General features: G+C 73.8%; 18 protein-coding genes. 12 read left to right on the forward strand and 6 right to left on the reverse strand.

The window, feature by feature from the left end; genetic code table 11:
• The first annotated feature begins 125 nt into the window (after nt 1-125).
• The 4 genes from lipB to DEH69_RS10210 all read left to right on the forward strand — a co-directional run bounded on the left by lipB (nt 126) and on the right by DEH69_RS10210 (nt 2,970).
• Nucleotides 126-914, forward strand: coding sequence for a lipoyl(octanoyl) transferase LipB (lipB, locus tag DEH69_RS10195; RefSeq protein ID WP_113686598.1), 789 nt, complete (start codon nt 126-128; stop codon nt 912-914).
• Nucleotides 915-993: 79 nt separating this feature from the next.
• Nucleotides 994-1,935: a lipoyl synthase gene (lipA, locus tag DEH69_RS10200; RefSeq protein ID WP_113686599.1), complete on the forward strand. Its 942-nt coding sequence runs from the start codon at nt 994-996 to the stop codon at nt 1,933-1,935.
• A gap of 95 nt (nt 1,936-2,030) precedes the next feature.
• Entirely contained in the window at nt 2,031-2,252 is a 222-nt protein-coding gene (locus DEH69_RS10205; RefSeq protein WP_113686600.1) for a hypothetical protein, read from the forward strand.
• Between the two features lie 10 nt (nt 2,253-2,262).
• Entirely contained in the window at nt 2,263-2,970 is a 708-nt protein-coding gene (locus tag DEH69_RS10210; RefSeq protein WP_113686601.1) for a DUF4191 domain-containing protein, read from the forward strand.
• Between the two features lie 139 nt (nt 2,971-3,109).
• Here the strand turns inward: DEH69_RS10210 and DEH69_RS10215 are convergent, their stop codons facing one another.
• Entirely contained in the window at nt 3,110-3,577 is a 468-nt protein-coding gene (locus tag DEH69_RS10215; protein WP_113686602.1) for an RDD family protein, read from the reverse strand.
• A gap of 203 nt (nt 3,578-3,780) precedes the next feature.
• Between DEH69_RS10215 and glnA the strand changes: the two genes are divergently transcribed.
• Nucleotides 3,781-5,196 carry a type I glutamate--ammonia ligase gene (gene glnA, locus DEH69_RS10220; protein WP_113686603.1) on the forward strand — a complete coding sequence of 472 codons (1,416 nt, stop codon included), beginning with the start codon at nt 3,781-3,783 and terminating at the stop codon, nt 5,194-5,196.
• A 44-nt stretch (nt 5,197-5,240) separates the two neighbouring features.
• Here glnA and DEH69_RS33380 read toward each other — a convergent pair whose 3' ends face one another.
• The 3 genes from DEH69_RS33380 to DEH69_RS10235 all read right to left on the reverse strand — a co-directional run bounded on the left by DEH69_RS33380 (nt 5,241) and on the right by DEH69_RS10235 (nt 11,070).
• Nucleotides 5,241-10,217 carry a caspase family protein gene (locus tag DEH69_RS33380; protein ID WP_113686604.1) on the reverse strand — a complete coding sequence of 1,659 codons (4,977 nt, stop codon included), beginning with the start codon at nt 10,215-10,217 and terminating at the stop codon, nt 5,241-5,243.
• Nucleotides 10,218-10,233: 16 nt separating this feature from the next.
• Entirely contained in the window at nt 10,234-10,590 is a 357-nt protein-coding gene (locus tag DEH69_RS10230) for a hypothetical protein (RefSeq protein WP_113686605.1), read from the reverse strand.
• A 75-nt stretch (nt 10,591-10,665) separates the two neighbouring features.
• Nucleotides 10,666-11,070, reverse strand: a complete 405-nt coding sequence (locus tag DEH69_RS10235; RefSeq protein WP_113686606.1) for a hypothetical protein — start codon at nt 11,068-11,070, stop codon at nt 10,666-10,668.
• A 111-nt stretch (nt 11,071-11,181) separates the two neighbouring features.
• Between DEH69_RS10235 and DEH69_RS10240 the strand changes: the two genes are divergently transcribed.
• From DEH69_RS10240 to DEH69_RS10250, 3 genes are read left to right on the forward strand one after another with little or no spacing between them, the layout of a single operon-like run.
• The gene (locus tag DEH69_RS10240; protein WP_113686607.1) at nt 11,182-11,688 is read left to right on the forward strand and encodes a 2Fe-2S iron-sulfur cluster-binding protein; all 507 of its coding nucleotides are present in this window, start codon (nt 11,182-11,184) and stop codon (nt 11,686-11,688) included.
• On the forward strand, nt 11,685-12,677 hold the full coding sequence (locus DEH69_RS10245) for a xanthine dehydrogenase family protein subunit M (protein ID WP_113686608.1): 993 nt from the start codon (nt 11,685-11,687) through the stop codon (nt 12,675-12,677). Before DEH69_RS10240 ends, DEH69_RS10245 begins: the two co-directional genes overlap by 4 nt.
• Nucleotides 12,674-14,770, forward strand: coding sequence for a xanthine dehydrogenase family protein molybdopterin-binding subunit (locus tag DEH69_RS10250; RefSeq protein ID WP_113686609.1), 2,097 nt, complete (start codon nt 12,674-12,676; stop codon nt 14,768-14,770). The genes DEH69_RS10245 and DEH69_RS10250 overlap by 4 nt, the downstream gene beginning before the upstream one ends.
• A gap of 27 nt (nt 14,771-14,797) precedes the next feature.
• Here DEH69_RS10250 and DEH69_RS10255 read toward each other — a convergent pair whose 3' ends face one another.
• Nucleotides 14,798-15,280, reverse strand: coding sequence for a DUF4396 domain-containing protein (locus DEH69_RS10255; RefSeq protein WP_113686610.1), 483 nt, complete (start codon nt 15,278-15,280; stop codon nt 14,798-14,800).
• Between the two features lie 251 nt (nt 15,281-15,531).
• Here DEH69_RS10255 and rsgA point away from each other — a divergent pair, with 251 nt between their 5' ends.
• The 3 genes from rsgA (at nt 15,532) to DEH69_RS10270 (ending at nt 18,334) form a co-directional block, all read left to right on the forward strand.
• A complete protein-coding gene (gene rsgA, locus DEH69_RS10260) occupies nt 15,532-16,656 on the forward strand; it encodes a ribosome small subunit-dependent GTPase A (RefSeq protein WP_113686611.1) in 1,125 nt (374 codons plus the stop codon).
• A 270-nt stretch (nt 16,657-16,926) separates the two neighbouring features.
• On the forward strand, nt 16,927-17,325 hold the full coding sequence (locus tag DEH69_RS10265) for a DUF2795 domain-containing protein (RefSeq protein ID WP_113686612.1): 399 nt from the start codon (nt 16,927-16,929) through the stop codon (nt 17,323-17,325).
• A gap of 55 nt (nt 17,326-17,380) precedes the next feature.
• Nucleotides 17,381-18,334, forward strand: a complete 954-nt coding sequence (locus tag DEH69_RS10270) for a helix-turn-helix domain-containing GNAT family N-acetyltransferase (RefSeq protein ID WP_113686613.1) — start codon at nt 17,381-17,383, stop codon at nt 18,332-18,334.
• 428 nt (nt 18,335-18,762) lie between these two features.
• On the opposite strand, the gene DEH69_RS10275 is transcribed toward DEH69_RS10270, so the two are convergent.
• On the reverse strand, nt 18,763-19,656 hold the full coding sequence (locus DEH69_RS10275; protein ID WP_113686614.1) for a Gfo/Idh/MocA family protein: 894 nt from the start codon (nt 19,654-19,656) through the stop codon (nt 18,763-18,765).
• Nucleotides 19,657-19,823: 167 nt separating this feature from the next.
• Here DEH69_RS10275 and DEH69_RS10280 point away from each other — a divergent pair, with 167 nt between their 5' ends.
• Nucleotides 19,824-21,113: a histidine kinase gene (locus DEH69_RS10280; protein WP_113686615.1), complete on the forward strand. Its 1,290-nt coding sequence runs from the start codon at nt 19,824-19,826 to the stop codon at nt 21,111-21,113.
• Nucleotides 21,114-21,229 lie beyond the last annotated feature (116 nt).

Here is a 21,229-nt window from a genome sequence, read left to right on the forward strand (position 1 = left end):
TGAGCCGGAGGCCCCCCGGGGCCGGGGAAGCGGCCGGGCTTACAGTGGATTCGAGATCCGCCAGACATAGAGCATGCGTGCGAAGCGCCCCTCCGGGCGCCCTACCAACCGAAGGAGCCGCGGCCGTGAGCGAGCTGCGCTTTGTCCATCTGGGCTTCGGCGCCGAAGCCGTCGAGTACCACGCGGCCTGGCAGGAGCAACGCCGTGTGCACACCGCTAGGTTCGCCGACGAGATCCCGGACACCTGCCTCCTCCTGGAACACCAGCCGGTCTACACCGCGGGGCGGCGCACGGAGGACAGCGAGCGCCCCCTGGACGGCACCCCCGTCGTCGACGTGGACCGCGGCGGGAAGATCACCTGGCACGGCCCGGGGCAGCTCGTCGGCTACCCCATCCTGAAGCTGCCGCGCCCGGTCGACGTGGTGGCCCATGTGCGGCGCCTTGAGGAGGCCGTGATCCGCGTCTGCGCCGACTTCGGCCTGGAGACGACGCGCGTGGAGGGCCGCAGCGGGGTCTGGGTGCTCGGCCAGGCGCTCGACAACCGCGCGGGCCGGTCGCTCGGCGGGTTCTCCCTCGACTTCGATCCCCGCCTGCACGACGAGGAGTTCGACCCGCGCCTGAGCGGCCCCGAGTACGCGCCGTCCAACGCGGGGCAGCGCAACGAGGACCGCAAGCTGTGCGCGATCGGCATCCGCGTCGCCAAGGGCGTGACGATGCACGGCTTCGCCCTGGGCTGCGACCCCGACAGCACGTCGTTTGACCGCATCGTGCCCTGCGGCATCAGGGACGCCGGTGTGACGTCGCTCTCGCAGGAGCTCGGCCGCCGGGTGACGGTCTCCGAGGTGCTCCCGGTCCTTGAGAAGCACCTGACCGATGTGCTGACCACCTCGGTGCCGCTGCCCCGCGCGGTGTGAGGCGGGCGCCCGGATCGGCCGGGCAAGTGGAGGCGTACGCTGGTGTTCGCCAACGAATCGAAAGTGGTAGGAGGCGGACGTGTCCGCTGTCGCACCCGAAGGCCGCAAGATGCTGCGCCTGGAGGTCAGGAACAGCCAGACCCCGATCGAGCGCAAGCCCGAGTGGATCAAGACGCGGGCGACGATGGGCCCCGAGTACCGCGAGCTGCACGGCCTGGTGAAGCGCGAGGGCCTGCACACGGTGTGCCAGGAGGCCGGGTGCCCCAACATCTTCGAGTGCTGGGAGGACCGGGAGGCCACGTTCCTCATCGGCGGCGAACAGTGCACGCGCCGCTGCGACTTCTGCCAGATCGACACGGGCAAGCCGTCCGCCCTCGACCGCGACGAGCCGCGCAGGGTCGCCGAGTCCGTCCAGCAGATGGGCCTGCGGTACGCCACGATCACCGGCGTCGCGCGCGACGACCTGCCCGACGGCGGCGCGTGGCTGTACGCGGAGACCGTCCGCCGCATCCACGGCCTGATGCCCGGCACGGGCGTCGAGTTGCTGATCCCCGACTTCAACGCCGTTCCCGAGCAGCTGGCCGAGGTGTTCTCCTCGCGGCCCGAGGTGCTCGCGCACAACGTCGAGACCGTGCCGCGGATCTTCCGCAGGATCCGCCCCGCGTTCACCTACGAGCGCTCGCTCGAGGTGCTGAGCCGGGCGCGGGCCGCGGGCCTTGTCACCAAGTCCAACCTGATCCTCGGCCTCGGCGAGACCCGCGACGAGGTCAGCACCGCGCTGCGCGACCTGCACGAGGCGGGCTGCGAGCTGATCACCATCACCCAGTACCTGCGGCCCACGCCGCGGCACCACCCGGTGGAGCGCTGGGTGAAGCCCGAGGAGTTCGTCGAGCTGAAGGCCGAGGCCGAGGGCATCGGCTACGCCGGGGTCATGTCGGGGCCGCTGGTGCGCTCGTCGTACCGCGCGGGGCGCCTGTACCAGCAGGCGATCGACCGTCGCACGGGCGTCGACGCCGCGTGACCCCCGGGTCATGAGGCGGTAACACCGTTCGATAACAATAGGGGCACGAACGCCAGGGGCACCTTGTCCGACCGCCCTGAGGAGGGGGAACGGCCATGCGGTTCGCGGATTCGGCACGGCCGAGCGTGACCGGCGCGCTGCGCGCGCTCGAGGGGGTGCTGCTCGGCGCGGGGCGGCGCACGGCGCTGCGCAACGCGCGGGCCGCCGTCGAGGAGGACCGCGAGCGCGCGGCGGCCCGCCGTGAGGCGGAGCGGGCGCTCGCCGCGGTCGCGGGGCGGCGCCCACCCGGTGGGCCTGTGCGGTCACTTGCCCCGTAGACTGGCGGGCATGGCGCGGAAGGACAAGGCTCAGGACTCCGAGAATCCCGGGCGGCTGAAGCAGATCGGCCTGACCTACAAGATGACCCGGCGGGCCGACCGCTGGATCGGGTGGGTGCTGGCGGGTGTCGGTCTCGGTACGTTCGGCGTCGTCCTCGGCATCGGCTTCCTGATCGGGCACCCGATCTACCTGGGTGTCCTCGGGCTGCTCGTCGCGCTGCTGACCACGGCGATCGTCTTCGGGCGCCGGGCCGAGCGGGCCGCGTTCAGCCAGATGGAGGGCCAGCCGGGCGCCGCGGCCGCCGTGCTGGAGAACATGCGGCGGGGCGTCGTCTTCACCCCGGCCGTCGCGATCAACCGCCAGCAGGACGTGGTCCACAGGGCCGTCGGCAAGTACGGCGTGGTGCTGGTCGCCGAGGGGAACCCCAACCGCCTGAAGTCCCTGATCGCCGCGGAGAAGCGCCGGATGAACCGAGTGGTGTCCGACGTCCCCGTGCACGACGTGGTCGTCGGCACGGCCGAGGGCCAGGTCCCGCTGAAGAAGCTGCGGTCGACCATCCTGAAGTTCCCCAAGGTGCTGCCGGGCCCGCGCGTGACCGAGGTGAACGACCGGCTGCGCGCCATGGGCGACCTGATGAGCAACATGCCGATCCCGAAGGGGCCCATGCCCAAGGGTATGAAGCTTCCGAAGGGCAATGCGCAGCGCCGCGGCCGTTGACCCGCCGTTGACCCGAGGACATACCGGCGTCATGCAGCGCCCGCCGCCCCCGATCGGGGGCGGCGGGCGTTCGTCGTGGTGCGTTCGTCGTGGTGCGTTCGTCGTGGTGCGTGGCGCGTCGCGCCTGGGTGCGCGTGGGTCAGGTGCGGACCTGGACGGCGCCCGCGAAGCGGTCGTGGAGGCCGCGCCCGTCGCGGTCCCACACCAGCGCGGGGAGGGCGAGGCCGAGCAGCACGGTGCGCAGCACGGCGCGCCCGAACGTCAGCCGCCCGCCGTCGACCGCGATCACCCGCAGCCCCAGGAGCCGCTTCCCCGGCGTCATCCCGAGGGTCCCCACGGTGACGCTGCCCATGATCACCAGGACGACCAGCGTCCAGGTGCCGGTCTCCGACACCTGACGGTCCACGATCAGACCGTATGCGATCAGACCGCACATGGCCCAGTCGACGAAGATCGCCGCAAGCCGCCTCGTCAGGGGCGCGACCGATCCGGGGCCCTCCTCGGGGAGACCGAGCCGCTGCCCCCGGTAACCGAAGTCCACGCCCATGTCCTCGGCCGCCGCACGGGGGCCTGAGAGCCATGAGCCGATAGCCTGGCGCTTGTCCACGACTCCACCGTAGCGTGCTCACCCGACCGGCCGGTCGGCGGTATCGACTGAGAAGTCCGGTTAACAGCGGTGAAACAAATGGGTCATGCTTGAGAAATCGCGTGTCCTTAGGGTCGGCCCCGGCAGGCCCACATACTGGGCCACTCCCCGAGTTGCTCGTTCCCGCCCCCGACGCACCGGGCCGGGACGTAGGAGGACACCGGATGTTCCAGAACGCCGACGAGATCAATCAGTTCATCGCGGACAACGACGTCAAGTTCATCGACGTCCGCTTCTGCGACCTGCCGGGCATCATGCAGCACGTGACCGTGCCGGTCGAGAGCTTCGACCCGACGGCCAGCCTGATGTTCGACGGATCCTCGATCCGTGGCTTCCAGGCCATCCACGAGTCCGACATGGCGCTCGTCCCTGACCTGTCGACGTCGCGCGTGGACCCGTTCCGCAAGGACTCGACGATCAATATCAACTTCTTCATCCACGACCCGATCACGGGCGAGGCGTACAGCCGCGACCCGCGGAACGTGGCGAAGAAGGCCGAGGCGTACCTCGCCTCGTCCGGCATCGCCGACACCGCCTACTTCGGCCCCGAGGCGGAGTTCTACGTCTTCGACGACGTGCGCTTCGAGACCAAGTCGAACGCCGGGTACTACTACATCGACTCCGAGGCGGGCGCCTGGAACACCGGCGCCATCGAGGAGGGCGGCAACCGCGGCTACAAGGTCCGCTACAAGGGCGGCTACTTCCCCGCCCCGCCGGTAGACCACTTCGCCGACCTGCGCGCCGAGATCACCCTTGAGCTGATCAAGGCGGGCCTGAAGGTCGAGCGCCAGCACCACGAGGTGGGCACCGCGGGCCAGGCGGAGATCAACTACCAGTTCAACACTCTGCTTGCCGCGGCCGACGACCTCATGCTGTTCAAGTACATCGTGAAGAACGTCGCCTGGCGCAACGGCAAGACCGCCACGTTCATGCCCAAGCCGATCTTCGGCGACAACGGCTCCGGCATGCACGTCCACCAGTCGCTGTGGCAGGGCGACTCGCCGCTGTTCTACGACGAGCAGGGCTACGCGGGCCTGTCCGACACCGCGCGCTACTACATCGGCGGCATCCTGAAGCACGCGCCGTCGCTGCTGGCGTTCACCAACCCCACGGTCAACTCCTACCACCGCCTGGTGCCCGGCTTCGAGGCCCCGGTGAACCTGGTGTACTCGCAGCGGAACCGCTCCGCGGCGATGCGCATCCCGATCACCGGCTCGAACCCCAAGGCCAAGCGCGTGGAGTTCCGCGCGCCCGACCCGTCGTCGAACCCGTACCTGGCGTTCTCTGCGCTCATGCTCGCGGGCCTCGACGGCATCAAGAACAAGATCGAGCCGGCCGAGCCGATCGACAAGGACCTCTACGAGCTGGCGCCCGAGGAGCACGCCGAGCTGCCGCAGGTCCCGACGTCGCTCCCGGCGGTGCTCGCAGCCCTGGAAGAGGACAACGAGTACCTCCAGGCGGGCGGCGTCTTCACGGCCGACCTGATCGAGACGTGGATCGACTTCAAGCGCGAGAAGGAGATCGCCCCGATGCAGCTGCGCCCGCACCCGCACGAGTTCGAGCTCTACTTCGACGTGTGAGCCGCGCCGTGTGAGCGGCTTGGCCCTCCGGCTCCCGAGCCCTGTCACGCGCCCCTCGGAGGGCGCGGGCGGGGCTCGTCCGCGTGGAAGCGCACCCCCTGGGGCAGCGGGTAGCCCAGGGCGGACAGGCGCGTGGCCACGTCGTGCGGGGTGCGGTCGAGGTCGTGGGCCAGCCGCAGGATGGACAGCAGCGACGTGGGCCCGATGATCGCGGGCGGCCGCGTGAACCGTTCGCCCATGAGCGCCGCGTCGCCGGGCCGCACCGCCTGGTCCGCCGACTCGTCGGGCACCTGGTAGCCGAGCGCGGCGAGCCGGTCGCGCACCTCGCGCGGCGAGCGCCCCGAGATGACCGCGGCCCGCAGCACGTGCGCGGACGACACGGGGGCGCTCAGCGGCAGCCAGGGCGGCTGGCTGTCCAGGTCGCGGCTGATGAGCAGCAGGTCGTCCCCCTCCAGCCCCTCGGGGAAGGCGTCGCCGCCGAGCCGGTAGCCCAGCTGGGCCAGGCGGGCGACGACCTCGGCGAGGGGCACGTGCAGGCGGGCCGCGACGGCCGCCGCGTGGTGGTGCGGCACGGGCTCGTCGGCGCGCAGCCAGGGCCCCGTCGAGTCCAGGTCCCTGCTGAGCAGCAGGGAGTCTCCGGGCCATGGCGCGATCGCGGCGGGCACGTGCTCGGGGACGCGGCAGCCGAGCTCGGCGAGGCGCGCGGCCACGTCGGGGAGCGTGCGCCCCGATGCGGCGGCGGAGCGCACGAGGTCACCGATGTGGAGGGGCTTGCGCCAGTCGACGCTGGTGCCGTAGGCGCTGGGCTCGCCGTCGAGGAGCACCAGGTCGTCGCCGCTGAGGGAGGCGAGCAGGGCGGGGTCGGCGGCGACGGTGTGGCCCCAGGCGGACAGGCGCGCGACGACCTCGTCGGGGGCGAGCCCGGTGGCCCCGGCGGCCCTGACCACATGGGCGGCGGGGACGGGCACGGCGGCCGAGAGCCAGGGCGCGGCGCCGTCGAGGTCGTGGCTGAGGAGCGTGAGGTCCTTCTCCCCCACCTCGTCGGGCACGGTGAGCCCCGGCTCGGGTCCGAGGCCGAGCGCGCCGAGGCGGGCCGCGATCCGGGCGGGGGTGAGCCCGAGGCGTTCGCCCGCCTCCACGAAGTACAGCGGGGGCATGGGCTCGGCGGCGGTGAGCCAGCGGGGATTTCCCTCGCCCGTGCGCAGCAGCGAGACGTCGGCCTCCTCGGCCGTGCCGGGGAGCGTGACGCCCGCCTCCATGGCGTAGCCGAGATCGGCGAGCCTGGCCAGCACCTGGGCGGGGGTGCGGTCGAGGGCGCGGGCGGCCCAGAGCACATGCCCGAGGGGCACCGGCTCGCCGAGCGCGAGCCACCCGTCGAAGGTGGACTCGAACGCGCCCTCGTGGACGCCCGTGCCCATGAGCAGCACGTCGTCGTCGCGCACCGCGTCGGGGATCCGCGGGCCCTCGTCGACGGGGTGCCCGACCTCGGCGAGCCGGGCCGCGGTGGCGGCGGGGGTGCGGCCCAGCCTGCGCGCGGCGGACAGGACATGGCCGAGCGGCACCGGGACGTCGCGGGGCAGGAAGGGGGGCTCGCCATCCAGGTCCCTGCTCATGAGCACCAGGTCGTCGGGGCCCGCCGACTCGGGAACTCCTCCGCCATCGGGCAGCGGGCGGCCGAGCTCGGCCAGCCGGGCCGCCACCCGGCGCGGGCTCACGCCGAGGTGGACCGCGGTCTTGACCACGTCGTTGAGGAAGGGGCCCGCGTCGCCTCCTGGCCAGTTCGCCGTGGGGTCGTGGGAGCCGAGCTCGGGGTCGGCGGGCAGCGCGGAGAGGCCGAACCGCTCGGGGCCGTGGAGGATGACCTGGTCGGACGGCAGCGCCACGGGAACGGCGCCGTCATCGGCCGTGACGCCGGGGAACGCGCCCGCCCTGGCCCAGGCGAGCGCGCGCCACGCCTCGGTGAGGGACGCGGCGCCGACCTCCCGGCTCGCGGGGACGACGCCGCGCCCTTCCTCGTCGGCCTCGATCAGCGACGCGTCGGGGCCGAAGTGGCCCACGGCGGTCACATCCACGTCGTGCGGCCCGAACCTCCAGGGGCGGCGGCGGCCTGCGACGGCCTGGCGCACGACCTCGTCGGCGAGGCGGAGGCGGTGGCCCATCAGTGCGTTGAGCCAGTCGTGGTCGACGACCGTGGCGCCATCGGCGAGCAGGGCCGGGATCTCGCGGTAGAGGGACGCGGTGACATGGGCGGCGTCGTGGTGGAGCACGCCCCTGCGGTCCACGGTCAGCTCGGGCAGGTGGGACCCGGTGAGGTTGACCACGGCGCCGAAGAGGCCGATCCCGGCCCACAGGCCGTCGGCCAGGACGCCGCCGCCGACGGAGGTCCACCACGTGTCGGGGGTGCTCGTGGCGTCGACGCGCACGTCGTCGTCGCGGGCCGCGTCGGCCGCGTAGGGGTCGTCGGCGCCCAGCGGGGCCGCGGCGGAGAGGACGTCGGGGGCCCAGCGAAGGCGGGTGCGTTCGTCCTCGGCGGTGACCTCGTAGGGGGCGATCCACAGCAGGCGGCGCAGCAGGTCCGTGCAGGAGGGGGCCTTCGCCGGGTCGCGGAGGTAGAGGCGCACGGTGGTGCCCGCGTCGTGGGCGCGGCCGAGGTCGTGGATGTAGAACAGCGCGCCCGGGCCCGCGATGTCTACCTGGAGGCGGTGGCCGGGGTGGCCTTCGGGGTCGAGGCGGCACGTGGTCACGGTGATGTCGTCGGCGATCATGAAGTAGCTCAGCACCCCGATGCCGAACTGGCTGTTGGGGTGCATCTCGATCCCCTCGGCCGCCCACGCCGCCTGCTCGTCGAGGTATTCGGGGAGGTCGGCGAAGCGCATCCCGGCGTGCGAGAAGACCTCGCGCAGCTCGCGTTCGCCCATGCCGATGCCGTTGTCGGCGCACTCGATGTAGGCGCGGCCCTCGGGCGTGGTGCCTTGGGTGAACGTGATGCGGCCCGCCCAGCCGCCGGGGTGGCCTCGGCGGCGGCGCAGGAACGCCGTGCGGGCGTCGCGGTAACGGCAGGCGTCCAGGGCGTTCTGGTACAGCTCGCGGATGGCGAGGGCGGGGTCTCCGTAGAGCCGCTCGCCCATCAGCAGCTCCTGGATGCGGTCGTCGGCGAGGCGGAACCGCAGGTCGGTGGACTCGTAGGCGGCCTGGCCCCCGGGTCCCGGCGTGGCGTGCAGCTGGTCGGCGGTGGCGTGGGCGGGGAGGTCGCCGAGCGGGGCGAGCTGGGGCTCGCCGGCGGCGCGGACGTCGATGGCGCCGAGCAGCGCGTCGAGGGTGGCGGCCTGCTGGCGCAGCGCCAGCTCGACGGCGGGGTGCGGGCAGGCGGCGCGCAGCACGCGGGTGCGGCCTTGGGCGTCCCAGCGGGCGGCGGCGAGGGTGCGGTGCAGGGCGTCGAGGTCGACGGCGTAGCTGATGCCGAGGTGGTCGACGATCACCTCGGGCAGCAGGGTGGGGTCGAGGGCCAGCCGGTGGGCGACGCTCAGCAGGGCGACGAGCAGGTGGTCGCGGATGTCCTGCTCGTCGTCGGTGGCGCCCGCGAGCTGGCGGACGGGCCTGGCGGTGCTGAGGTCGGGGGCGGTGCGGATGGCCCGCAGCAGGGTCAGCAGGCTCTCGGGGTCGAGCAGCTCGGCCAGGAGCGGTCCGGTGGCGGGCTGCCCCGGCTCGGGGGCGAGCAACTCGGCGAGCGCGGTGGCGTGGTGGGCGCGGGGGCGGCGGGCGAGCCAGCGGCCGAAGAGCCACCACGCGATGCCCGCGGCGCCCGCGGTGTCGCCCTGGGCGGTGGCGCGGGCGGCGCGGCGCACCAGGCGGGACTGGCTGCCGAAGAACTGCTCGTAGCTCGCGCGCTCCTCGGTGGGCGCGGGGGCGTGGGTGAGGTCCCAGGGGGCGATGCCGAGGGCGCGGGCGGCGGCGCGGCTCCAGTGGGCGGCGTAGAGGTAGGGCACGAGCACGAGCAGGGCGGCCTCGGCCGGGGAGAGGGCCAGCTTCTCGGCGTTGAGGACCTTGGCGAGCAGCCAGCGAACGCGGCCCGTCATCCGCTCGGCGAACCTGAGGGGGCGCCAGGGGTCGTCGGCGAGCCGGGCGTCGTCGGCCGCGTGAGCGCGGGCGAGCCGCCCCACGAGGCCGATGACGGCCTCGCGGAGGGCGTCGGCGGCGGGGCCTTCGGCGGTCTGGGCCCAGGCGGGGTGGTCGGCGGCCGAGGCGGCCCACGGGTGGTCGCCGCCCCGCGGCGCGGCGGCGGCGCGCCGGGGGCGCGGGATGACGGTGAACCGGTCGATGTCCGTCTCGGTCCTGACCCTGACCTGCTGGCGTGGGCAGTTGTGCTCTGCGGTCAGGGCGTCCATGGAGCGCTGGAGCTGGTCGGCGATCTCGCCGAGGGTGCCTGGCCCCTGGTCGTCGGCGACGAGGGTGCACAGCGCGCGCGAGAACAGGCTGAAGCCGCCGTCCGCCGTGGCGTAGCGGGCGCGTTCGCCCGGGGAGCAGGCGTAGACGTGGCAGTAGTGGCGGTCGCCCGCGCGGCGCACGCGCATGCTTGACCAGGCCGCGGCGTTGACGCCGCCCATCTCGCGCAGGTCGATGCCCTCGCGGCAGGCGTCGACGAAGACGGCGACGTCACCGGCGCGGCTGCGTTCGACGTACGGGGTGAAGTCGAGGGGGAGGCAGCGCGCGGCGAAGTCGTGGGAGCGCATCAGGGCGCCGCGGGGCACGAGGAAGTCCTGGCCGCCGTGGTGGATGCCATGACCGCTGAGGTGGAGCAGCAGCGTCTCGCCGGGGGCGGCGTCCTGGAAGAACGTCTCGACGGCCGAGTCGATGCCGTCGCGGTCGCTGTCGGCGGGGTCGTGGAGGGTGACGGCGTACCCGGTGGCGGTCAGGGCGGCGTCGAGCTCGGCCAGGTCGCGCTCGACGAAGGCCAGGTCGCCGATGGCCGGGTCCCGGTAACGGGGGACGCCGATCAGCAGGGCGCGAAACGTCGTGCTCACCGGCTCGCCCCGCCGCTCAGGAGCCGTGCCCGAAGGTGAGCGTGATGGCGCCGCGGGCGGCCGCCTGCGCCGATGTGCCCATCAGGGTGATGCCGCCGGTGGCGGTGACCTCGAAGGAGATCTGGGCCTCGCGCAGCGGCATGCCGCCTTCGGGCACGGTGATGCCGTCGAGCACCTCGTGCAGGGCGCTCACCGTGCGCCGAAGATTCTCCCTGAGGACGGCGACGGGGATGTCGCGGATCGCGCGGCGCGGGGTGCCGTCGCCGTCTCCCCCATCGTCCCCCGCGCGCCTGAAGAGGCCCATCTCCCCCGCGGCCGCGGGGAGTTCGTCCGTGTCGTCGAGCGAGACGGCGACGGACAGGATCTCGGCCATGGGTCCCCCTCCTATGCCGTGGCCAGAAGCTGACACATCTTAGAACGGCCGTGGCGCGGCGGGGAGATGGCGGGCTCAGCGGGGCGAGGGGCTGCTCTGGGGGCGTATCGGGGCGCGGTGGTGGTCGGCCGCGCAGGTGTCGCACAGGGCCGTGATCCAGCTGCCGCGCGGGCCGCCGCGGAAGCGGGGGCGGCCGTCGGCGCCGCACATCTCGCATGTGCGGCCCGCGGCGGCCTCCGTGGCGTCGGTGAGCACGGTCGCGGCGTCAGCCCAATGGCCGTCGAAGTACCCCTGGGCGTCGAAGCGGTCGGCGACGCAGATGCGCAGCCCGCCGAGGCTGCGCTCACACGTCTCGATCCGGTAGTCGGGGGCCAGGGCGAACAGCCTTTCGTGGAGCGCGTGAAGCAGGGCGGCCCAGCCGGGCCCGACGGTGTCGGTCCAGGCGAGGAGCTGCCTGTGGTCCAGGGGCGTGCCAGTCATGGACCCATCCTCGCGCGGGGGTCTGACAATTCCGTCCGGGGTGCCGTTCGCCCCGTTTCGCCCCAGGATGGAAGCCGTCATGCAGCCGGAGGGAACGGACGGACGACGGACATGGAAGCCACCATCACCCTGCGCGTGGACGGCGAGGAGCGGCCCGTCTCGCTCGACACGCGCACATCGCTGCTCGACGCGCTGCGCGAGCGCCTTGGGGTCAACGCGCCCAAGAAGGGCTGTGACCACGGCCAGTGCGGCGCCTGCACGGTCCTGGTCGACGGGCGACGCGTGACGTCGTGCCTGCTGCTCGCCGTGACGCAGGACGGCGCGTCGGTGGTGACGGCGGCGGGGCTCGGCGCCGAGGCGGAGGGCGAGCCGCTGCGGCGGGCGTTCCTCGACCACGACGGCTTCCAGTGCGGCTACTGCACGCCGGGGCAGGTGTGCTCGGCCGCGGGGATGCTGCGCGAGGCGCGGGCCGGGCACGCGAGCCATGTCACCGATGACCTGTCGGCCGACGACATCCCGCTCGACGACGCGGAGATCAGGGAGCGCATGAGCGGCAACCTGTGCCGGTGCGGCGCCTATCCCAACATCCTGGCCGCGATCAGGGAGGTGGCGCGGTGATCCCGTTCGACTACCGGCGCCCGGAGGACGCGCCCGGCGCCGTCGCGCTGGTCGCGCCGCGGCCCGACGCGGCGTTCCTCGCGGGCGGCACCAATCTCGTCGACCACATGCGCCTGGGCATCGCCCGCCCGGAGCTGCTTGTGGACGTCTCGCGGCTGCCGTTCGACACGATCGAGCGGCTGCCCGACGGCGGGGTGCGCGTGGGGGCGGCGGTGCGCAACAGCGACCTGGCCGCCGACCCGCTGATCAGGCGCCGCTACCCCGTGCTGGCCGCGGCGCTGCTCGCGGGCGCCTCGCCCCAGCTGCGCAACCTCGCCACCACGGGCGGGAACCTCCTCCAGCGCACCCGCTGCGCCTACTTCCAGGACGCCACGACGCCGTGCGACAAGCGCGTCCCCGGCTCCGGCTGCTCCGCGATCGAGGGCTTCCACCGGCACCACGCGATCCTGGGCGCCTCGGAGCGGTGCGTGGCGGTGCACCCTTCGGACATGGCGGTGGCCCTCGCCGCGCTGGACGCCAAGGTGCGGGTGCTCGGCGGGAAAGGGGAACGGGTCGTGCCGATGACGGAGTTCCACCGGCTGCCCGGCGAGCGGCCCGAGCGGGACACGGTGCTCGAGCACGGCGAGTTGATCACGGCCGTGGACCTGCCGCCGCTGGCGATGGCGGCGCGGTCGGCGTACCGGAAGGTGCGCGAGCGCGCGTCCTACGCGTTCGCGCTGGTCTCGGTCGCGGCGGCGCTCTCGGTCAAGGACGGCCTGGTGGTGGACGCCCGCGTCGCGCTCGGCGGGGTGGCGCACCGCCCGTGGCGCGCGGTGCGCGCCGAGGGCGCGCTGCGCGGCGCGCCCGCCACCGAGGAGGTCTTCCGCGCCGCCGCGGACGCGGAGCTGGCCGAGGCGCGCCCGCTGCCGGGCAACGCGTTCAAGGTGCCGATGGCGAGGAACGCGATGGTCGCCGTGCTGCGCGACCTGAGCGCCGGGGGCGCGCGATGACCGGCGTGGCGGAGCGGGCGGTCGGCGCGCCGCTGGTGCGCAGGGACGGGCCGCTGAAGGTCACGGGGCGGGCGGCGTACGCCTACGAGCAGCCGGTGGCCGACCCGCTCTATCTCTTCCCGCTCGAGGCGACGGTCGCGCGCGGCCGGATCGTGTCGATCGACGCCTCGGCGGCCGAGGCGGCCGATGGCGTCGTGCTGGTGCTCACCCACCGCAACGCCCCGCGCCTCGCGCCCGACGCCGACCCCGAGCTGCGGATCCTCCAGGACGACGAGATCCGGTTCCGCAACCAGTTCGTGGGGGCGGTCGTCGCCGAGACCTCCGAGGCCGCCAGGTACGCCGCGGGCCTGGTGCGCGTGGAGTACGAACAGGCGCCGCACGACGTGGCGTTCGGCGCCGACCACCCCGAGCTGTACGCGCCTGGGAGCGTCAACGCGGGCATCGCGACGGACAGCGTCTTCGGCGACGTGGAGATGGCCCTGGCCACGGCGCACAGGACGATCGACCACGTCTACAGCACGCCGCTCGAACACCACAACCCGATGGAGCCGCACACGACCGTCGCCGCCTGGCACGGCGACGACGGCTCGGGGCGGCTGACGCTGCACGACTCCAACCAGGGCGCGAGCACGGCGCGTGCGATGCTGGCGCCGGTGCTGGGGATCGCGCCCGAGCGGGTGCGGGTCATCTCGCCCTATGTGGGCGGGGGCTTCGGCTCGAAGGCGATGCCGCACGCGCACGTGGTGCTCACGGTGCTCGCGGCGCGGCTGGTGGGCGGGCGGCCCGTGAAGTTCGCGATGAGCAGGCGGCAGACGTTCACGCAGGCCTCGCACCGCTCGCCGCAGATCCAGCGCGTGCGGCTCGGCGCGGACCGGGAGGGGCGGCTGACGGCGATCGCGCACGGGTCGATCGCGCAGACGTCGCGGTTCAAGGAGTTCGTTGAGCAGACGGTGTTCGTCACGCGCTCGATGTATGCCGCGCCCAACCGTTCGACGACGCACCGGGCGGTCCCCTCGGATGTCTCGGTGCCCGGCATCTTCAGGGCGCCGGGCGAGACGCCCGGCTTCTTCGCCCTGGAGTCGGCGATGGACGAGATGGCGATCGCGTGCGGCCTCGACCCGGTGGAGTTCCGCGTCAGGAACGAGCCGGAGCGCGAGCCCGAGACCGGGCTGCCGTTCTCGAGCCGCGACTATGTGGCGTGCATGCGCGAGGGCGCGCGCCGCTTCGGCTGGGAGGGCCGCGACCCGGCGCCCGGCGGGCGGCGGGCGGGCCGGTGGCTCGTCGGCACGGGCATGGCGGGCTGCGCCTACCCGGCGTACTTCCTGCGCGGCGGCACGCAGGCCGCCGTGGAGGCGCTGCCCGACGGGCGCTACCGCGTGGACATCGCCGCGGCCGACATCGGCACGGGCGCATGGACGGCGCTGGCGCAGGTGAGCGCGGACGCGCTCGGCGTGCCGGTCGAGGATGTCGACCTGGCGATCGGCGACTCGGCGCTGCCGCCCGCGGCGATGGCGGGCGGCTCGATGGGGATGACGTTCTGGGGGACGGCGATCACCGAGGCGGCCCGCGTCTTCAGGGAGCGCTTCGGCGAACGCCCCGACCCCGGCGCGCGCGTCACCGCGACCGCCCCCGACAACCCGCACGTGGGCAGGGTCTCGATGCACGCGTACGGCGCGCACTTCGCCGAGGTGCGCGTCGACGCCGACACGGGGGAGGTCAGGGTCTCGCGGCTGCTCGGCGTGTTCGACCTGGGCCGGGTGATCAATCCGAGGACGACCAGGTCGCAGCTGATCGGCGGGATGATCATGGGGCTTTCGATGGCGCTGCACGAGGAGGGCGTGCGGGATCCGCGGTTCGGCCACACCGTCAACTGCGACCTGGCGCAGTACCACGTCGCGGCGCACGCGGATGTGGAGGACGTGGACGCGATCTGGCTGGACGGCGATGACCGGTACTACAACCCGATGGGGGCCAAGGGCGTTGGCGAGACCGGCATCGTGGGCGCGGCCGCGGCCATCGCGAACGCCGCCCATCACGCGACCGGGATCCGGGTGCGTGACCTGCCGATGACGCCCGAGAAGTTCCTGCGCTGACGCCCGGGGCGCGGCCCCGGCCCGGTTTCAGTGGTGGTGGTGCAGCACGGCGTGGCCGCGGCCCCTGCCGATGAGCCAGCGGTTGACCGGGGTGGTCACGGCGAACGCCACGGCGAACGCGAACGCCAGCGCCGCCCAGAACAGGCCCTCGGTCAGGTGCGCCTCCATCGCGCCCGGCACCAGCAGCAGCACGCCGTTGTCCACCGCCTCCATGACCGCGATGGACACGGTGTCGGCCGCGAGCGCCACGCCGATCGCCGCGCCGAGGCCAAGCCCGGCGCGGATGACGGCGTACAGGGTCAGGGCGTAGCCGAAGACGAACGCCAGGGCGATGGCCAGCAGGATCGTGGGGAGCGTCGCCCAGCCGAGGGCCGTGCCGATCACCATCCCCGAGACCTCGCCGATGGCGCAGCCGGTGAGGCAGTGGAGGGTGGCTTGGACGGCCATGGACCACTCGGCGGGGCGCGTCCCCCGCTCGGGGCCTTCGGGGTGTTCCTCGTGGTGCTCCATGGCCCCCACTATACCCCCAGGGGGTATCAGCGTTATTCGGTGTCGCGCCCACGGGCCCGCGTGCTAGCGTCGCCAGCGCTTCGGCGGTCGGCCGCGTCAGGCCGCCACCACGCGTCGAGACCGGGAGGTGAGATCGATGGTCGCTGTGATGACCGCTGCCCAGGGCAGCGCCCGGACCGTCCTTTCGTCCCGGGCCCCGGTCTGACTCGATTCGCGTCCGCGGGGCCCCTCCCACCAAGGGTCTCCTCACCATGCGTGAAGCACCATCCCCCGGCACCTCCCCCACCCCTTCCCTCGCCCCTTCCCTCGCCCCTTCCCTCGCCACCGGCCTGTCCGCGCACGGCTGGGACGACGTCCTCGACGCCGCGTTCGCCGAGCACCGCGCCGCGGGCCTCGTTCCCTGCCGCGTGATCCGCGTCGACCGCGGCCGGTGCGACGTCGTCACCGAGCACGACAGGCCACGGGCCGCCACCGAGCGCGGCCTCGACCCCTGCACCGGCGACTGGGCCGCGCTGCGCCCCGGCGACGCGCGGGACGAGCCGCGCCTCGTCGCGCTGCTGCCGCGCCGCACGGCCATCGTCAGGGCATCGGCCGGGTCCGACTCGCGCGGCCAGGTCCTGGCGGCCAACGTGGACACCGCCGCCATCGCCGTCTCCCTCGCCGGTCCCGTCGACATCGGGCGCCTGGAACGCCTGCTCGCGCTGGCCTGGGAGAGCGGCGCCAGGCCCGTGGTGGCGCTCACCCAGGCCGACCGCGCCGCCGACCCCGAGGCGTTGGCCGCGTCGGCCGCTGAGGCCGCCGCCGCGGCGCCCGGCGTGGACACCGTGACCACCAGCGCGGTGACCGGCGAGGGGCTTGACGCCCTCGCCGCGCTGCTGACCGGCACGGTGGTGCTGCTCGGCGTCTCGGGCGCGGGCAAGTCCTCGCTCGCCAACGCGCTCCTCGGCGCCGACCTGCTGGACACCGGCGGGGTGCGCGCCGGGGACGGCAAGGGGCGGCACACCACCGTGCGGCGCGAGCTGATCCCGCTGCCCGGCGGCGGCGTGCTGATCGACACCCCGGGGCTGCGCGGGGTCGGGCTGCACGACGCGGGCGAGGGCATCGAGCACGTGTTCGCGGAAATCGAGGAGCTGGCGGGGGACTGCCGGTTCGGCGACTGCGCGCACGAGTCCGAGCCGGGGTGCGCCGTCCAGGAGGCGATCGCCTCGGGCGACCTCCCGCCGCGCAGGCTCGCCAGCTACCGCAAGCTGCTGCGCGAGAACGCCTGGGCCGCGTCCCGCACCGACGCCAGGCTGCGGGCGGAGGAGCGGGGGCGCTGGAAGACGATCAAACGGTTCCAGCGCGCGGCCTACCGCCTGCGCGAGCAGGGGCGCTGAGCGCCGCCCCCCGGCGGCGCGAGTGGGGCCCCGGGCGCGGAACCCCTGAAATCTCCCGCGTCCGAGGCCCCCGTGTGCCCCCACACATCGGCCGCTCGCTCGGCCTGGGGGCGCGGGTTCCCCACCGCGCCCCGGCGAAACGCCACGCGCGCGGACAGTCGTGTCGCCCGCGGAGCGGCGGGTACCCGGGGGGCGTCAGAGATCGCCCGAGATCGCAGATCGTCAAGAGATCGCGAGGCATCCAAGGCATCGCCAAAGGAAGGAGCTGCCATGCGACAGCGGGGCAGCAACCGTCTCAACGTCCACCGCGACGACGAGATGAAGCACGAGCTCCAGGGCATGCTGCGCGGCGACCACCCGACCAGGGCCGAGGAGTGGCGCGAGGCCGAGCCCGCCGCGGACGACGACCCCGAGCTGGTCGACGGCCCGGTCAGGCCGAGGAACGTCGTGGACGAGGAGGAGTCGGACCGCGAGGCGTTCCGCTTCGACCTCGCCAGGCACCTGCGGCGCAGCGTCTTCCCTGCCAAGCGGCGCGAGCTGCTGGTGACGCTGTTCGAGACGCACGCGTCGGAGAGCCTGGTCGACGCGGTGCGCGAGCTGCCGCCCGGGCATGTGTACCGCAACGTGCAGGAGGTCGCCGACGCGCTCGGCAGGGGGCCGCGCTCCTGAACGGGCGTTGACAGCCGCCGACCGCATACCGTTGACTGAGTCAATGAATGGGTCAATGAACAGGACTGGGGGTGCCGCAGTCGGCGAAACGGTCGCGCGCGTCCGGGAGTTCAACCGGGACTACACGCGCCTCATCGGCGCCCTCGACTACGAGCACCGCCTCGGCACGCCCCACTCGCTGCCCGAGGCCCGGGTGCTGTACGAGCTGGCGCGCGGCGAGAGCACCCCCGTGGGGGCGCTGCGGCGGCGGCTCGACATGGACCCGGGCCAGCTCAGCCGCCTTCTGGCGCGCGCCGAGTCGGCGGGCCTGGTGTCCCGCGAGCGGGACCCGGGCGACTCGCGCCGCCAGCTGGTGCGCCTGACCGGCGAGGGGCGGAGCGCCGCCGACCTGCTGGAGACGCGTTCGGCGGCGGCCGTCGGGGCCCTGGTCGAACGGCTGAGCCCGGCCGAACGGGCCCGGCTGACCTCCGCGTTGACGACGGTCGAGCGGCTGCTCGACCGGGCGCGGCCCAGGCCCGAGGCGTTCACGCTCAGGGAGCCGGGGCCCGGCGAGCTGGGCTGGGTGATCCAGCGCCATGGGGTGCTTTACCCGGCGGAGTACGGGTGGAACGGCGCGTTCGAGGCGCTGGTAGCCGAGGTTGTCGCGCGCTACGCCCGCGCGCACGACCCGGCGCGCGAGCGGGCGTGGATCGCCGAGCGCGACGGGGAGCCGGTGGGCTCGGTGTTCTGCGTGGCGGAACAGAACGCGCCCGACACGGCGCGGCTGCGCCTGCTGCTCGTCGAGCCAGACGCCAGGGGGCTCGGCATCGGGCGGGCGCTCGTCGCCGCGTGTGTGCGCTTTGCCCGCGAGGCGGGGTACGCGCGGATGGCGCTGTGGACGAACGCCACCCTCACGAGCGCGCGGCGCCTGTACGAGGCGGAGGGGTTCGCGCTGGCCTCCAGCGAGCGGCATCGGATGTTCGGCCGGGAGGAGACGGGCGAGGAGTGGACGCTGTCGTTGACCACGTGAAAGGCCGCCTCCGGCGAGGACCCCCGCGACAGCAGGCCATTGACCACGTGAAAGGCCGCCTCCAGCGAGGACCCCCGCGACAGCAGGCCGTTGACCACGTGAAAGGCCGGTGGTCGGTGTACCCTGCGGGCCCGTTGTGGCGTGCCACGCCATGTACGGCCGGTTCACCAGGTGCGGACCGGCCTCCGGCCGGGGCCTGGTTTCCCCACCCACCCACCCTTTCCCGCCTGCGGCGGGGGCGACGGCCCCACGGCCGGGAGCAGCCCGGCCCCGCAGGCGAGGCGGCCGCAGGCCGCACGCCGGGCCGCGGGCCCCCGCCCCGGGCGCGAACCACCGCCCCATGACCGAGCGCGGCCCAGCCCCCGCGCGACCGCCGCGCCGCCCCAGCCAGCCGCAGGCGAACCCGCCGCAGGCGAACCCGCCGCAGGCTATTCGGGCTTTTGAGTCTCAAGCGCCGTTTCCGCGCGGGAGAGGATTTCCGTCACCGTCAGGCCGAAGTGCGCGTCGCACGGGTGGGGTTCGCCCGTTCTCGCCGCCGTCAACAGCGCGTCGAACGCGCGCATGAACGGGCGCACCGACCCGCCGTCGCCGCGTTCCGGCAGCGTCGAGATGCCCGCGCTGCCGCGCAGCTCCGCCGTCACCGACGCCGCCTGCGGCGGCACCGTGTGGGTCAGCGTCAGCGTGCTCGACGCCCCCGACGCGTGCCGCAGCACGACATGCACCAGGTCGCCAGGGCCCCGCGCCGCCGTCACGCCCGAGACCTCGCCGAGCGGCGGAAGCAGCAGCGACAGCGCGTGCGGGCCCACGTCCCACAGCGCGCCCCGCTCCTCGCGCCACGGGGAGATCCCCACCGGCCGCTCCCCGCCCCCGAAGATCGGCGAGAACCAGTCGGCCCGCCCCGTCACCCACCCGTCCGTGGCGCTCTGCGCCGCCACCCACGCCGCCGTCTCCGGCGCGAACCGCAGTGTGAAAAAGACCACCGACGCCACGCCAGCCGCCGTCACCGCGCCCGCGAGCTCCCTGGCCGCGATCACCGACGTGGCCACCGGCTTGTCCAGCAGCAGGTGGCAGCCAGCCGCCGCGGCCCGCACCGCGAGGGGCGCCTGCACATCGGGAGGCAGCGCGAACGCCACCGCCTCGCAGTCCGCGAACAGCGCGTCGGCGTTCTCGTACGCCCTCGTGTCGAGGCCGTCGGCCAGCTCCGCCGCGGCCTCGGGTCGGCGGCCCCACACGCCGACCAACTCCGCCTCCGGGTGCTCCATCAGGGCCGGGCCCTGCGTGGCCTGGGCCCAAGGGCCGGTACCGAGCAGACCGATTCTCATCGTTTGGGGCCTTTCTCACTGATCCACCGGATCGTTTGGTCAGATGATCCTAAGCCGCGACCAGTGGTGTACTCAGATACACCACCACACGGTGCCGCGACCCCCGTGACGCGCGGGCGCGGAAGGCAGCAGACTGTGACCAACAACCGGATCGGAAGGGTCGTCGGATGAACGAGCACCGGGTACGGGACGCCCTGCTGGCGGGCGCCCAGGGGCTACTGCTCTCGCTGCTCGCCCTCGGCGTCTCCCTTCTCCTCTTCGTCCTCTTCGTCATCTCCCTCACCTTTGTCGTCCTGGGCATCGGCCTGTTCACGACGCCCGTGATCGTCGACGCGATCCGCGCGCACGCCGACCAGCGCCGCGCGTTCTCCCTCGCCTGGTGCGGCATCGCCATCCCCGCGGGCGGCCACAGGCCCGAGCCCCGGCACGCGCGCCGCGGGCTCGCCGGGCAGGTCGAGCGCACCGTGCACATGCTCAAGGACCCGACGACGTGGCGGGACGCGGGCTGGCTCTTCATCGACGCCGTCGCCGGGTTCATCACCGCGATCCTGCCGCCGGGGCTGCTGCTTTTCGGCCTGGAGGGCCTGGTCCTGGTCGCGGGCGTCTGGGTGCCGATCGCCGACGCCACCGGCACCTACTGGTACGGGATCGTGCCGATCGACTCGTGGTTCACCGCCACCCTCGGCGGGCTCACCGGCCTCGGCTACATCGCCGCCTCGCTCCTCTTCGGCCGCCACCTGCTGCGCGTGCACTTCCTGATGACCCGCGCCCTGATCGGCGCCTCGGAGAAGCGGCTGCTCGCGCAGCGCGTCGCCCGGCTGACCGAGACCCGGCACGACGCCCTCGACAACTCCGCGGCCGAGCTGCGCCGCATCGAACGCGACCTGCACGACGGCGCGCAGGCCAGGCTCGTCGCCATGGGCATGAGCCTGGGCACGGTCGAGGCGCTCATCGAGAAGGACCCGGAGCAGGCCAAGCGCATCCTCGCCCAGGCCAGGGAGAACTCCGCCGAGGCGCTGTCCGAGCTGCGCGACCTCGTGCGCGGCATCCACCCGCCCGTGCTGGCCGAGCGCGGCCTCGGCGACGCGGCCAGGGCCCTGGCGCTGCGCATGCAGTTCCCCGTCGAGGTGGACGTCGAGCTGCCAGGCCGCCTTGAGGAGCCGGTGGAGTCCGCCGCGTACTTCGCGATCAGCGAGGTGCTGACCAACGCCGCCAAGCACGCCGCGGCCGAACGCGCCTGGCTGGACATCTACTACAGCCGCGAGGACCGCACGCTGCGCATCGCCATCACCGACAACGGCCGCGGCGGGGCCAACCCCGAGGGCGGCAGCGGGCTGCGCGGCCTGGAGCGGCGGCTCGGCGCGTTCGACGGGGTCCTCGCCGTCTCGAGCCCGGTCGGCGGGCCCACCCTCGTCACGATCGAGATCCCCTGCGCCGAGGCCCCGAGCCTGCGCTGAGAGGCCCCAGCCTGCGCTGACCGAAACCGGCCACGCCACGGCCGCGCCACGGCCGCGCGACCCTTCGACGACCGGTAATCACCCCCGGAACGTCACCTGCCCGATCCCCAACTCGC

This window comes from Streptomyces sp. PT12, from assembly GCF_003311645.1.
GTDB lineage: Bacteria > Actinomycetota > Actinomycetes > Streptomycetales > Streptomycetaceae > Streptomyces.

Coding starts and splice junctions, on each gene's coding strand:
- glnA (WP_113686603.1), top strand. CDS start 3,781: ATGTTCCAGAACGCCGACGAGATCAATCAGTTCATCGCGGACAACGAC.
- DEH69_RS10255 (WP_113686610.1), bottom strand. CDS start 15,280: ATGGAGCACCACGAGGAACACCCCGAAGGCCCCGAGCGGGGGACGCGC.
- DEH69_RS10265 (WP_113686612.1), top strand. CDS start 16,927: ATGCGACAGCGGGGCAGCAACCGTCTCAACGTCCACCGCGACGACGAG.
- DEH69_RS10275 (WP_113686614.1), bottom strand. CDS start 19,656: ATGAGAATCGGTCTGCTCGGTACCGGCCCTTGGGCCCAGGCCACGCAG.
- DEH69_RS10210 (WP_113686601.1), top strand. CDS start 2,263: ATGGCGCGGAAGGACAAGGCTCAGGACTCCGAGAATCCCGGGCGGCTG.
- rsgA (WP_113686611.1), top strand. CDS start 15,532: ATGCGTGAAGCACCATCCCCCGGCACCTCCCCCACCCCTTCCCTCGCC.
- DEH69_RS10250 (WP_113686609.1), top strand. CDS start 12,674: ATGACCGGCGTGGCGGAGCGGGCGGTCGGCGCGCCGCTGGTGCGCAGG.
- DEH69_RS10205 (WP_113686600.1), top strand. CDS start 2,031: ATGCGGTTCGCGGATTCGGCACGGCCGAGCGTGACCGGCGCGCTGCGC.
- DEH69_RS10235 (WP_113686606.1), bottom strand. CDS start 11,070: ATGACTGGCACGCCCCTGGACCACAGGCAGCTCCTCGCCTGGACCGAC.
- DEH69_RS10240 (WP_113686607.1), top strand. CDS start 11,182: ATGGAAGCCACCATCACCCTGCGCGTGGACGGCGAGGAGCGGCCCGTC.
- DEH69_RS10280 (WP_113686615.1), top strand. CDS start 19,824: ATGAACGAGCACCGGGTACGGGACGCCCTGCTGGCGGGCGCCCAGGGG.
- DEH69_RS10230 (WP_113686605.1), bottom strand. CDS start 10,590: ATGGCCGAGATCCTGTCCGTCGCCGTCTCGCTCGACGACACGGACGAA.
- DEH69_RS10270 (WP_113686613.1), top strand. CDS start 17,381: ATGAACAGGACTGGGGGTGCCGCAGTCGGCGAAACGGTCGCGCGCGTC.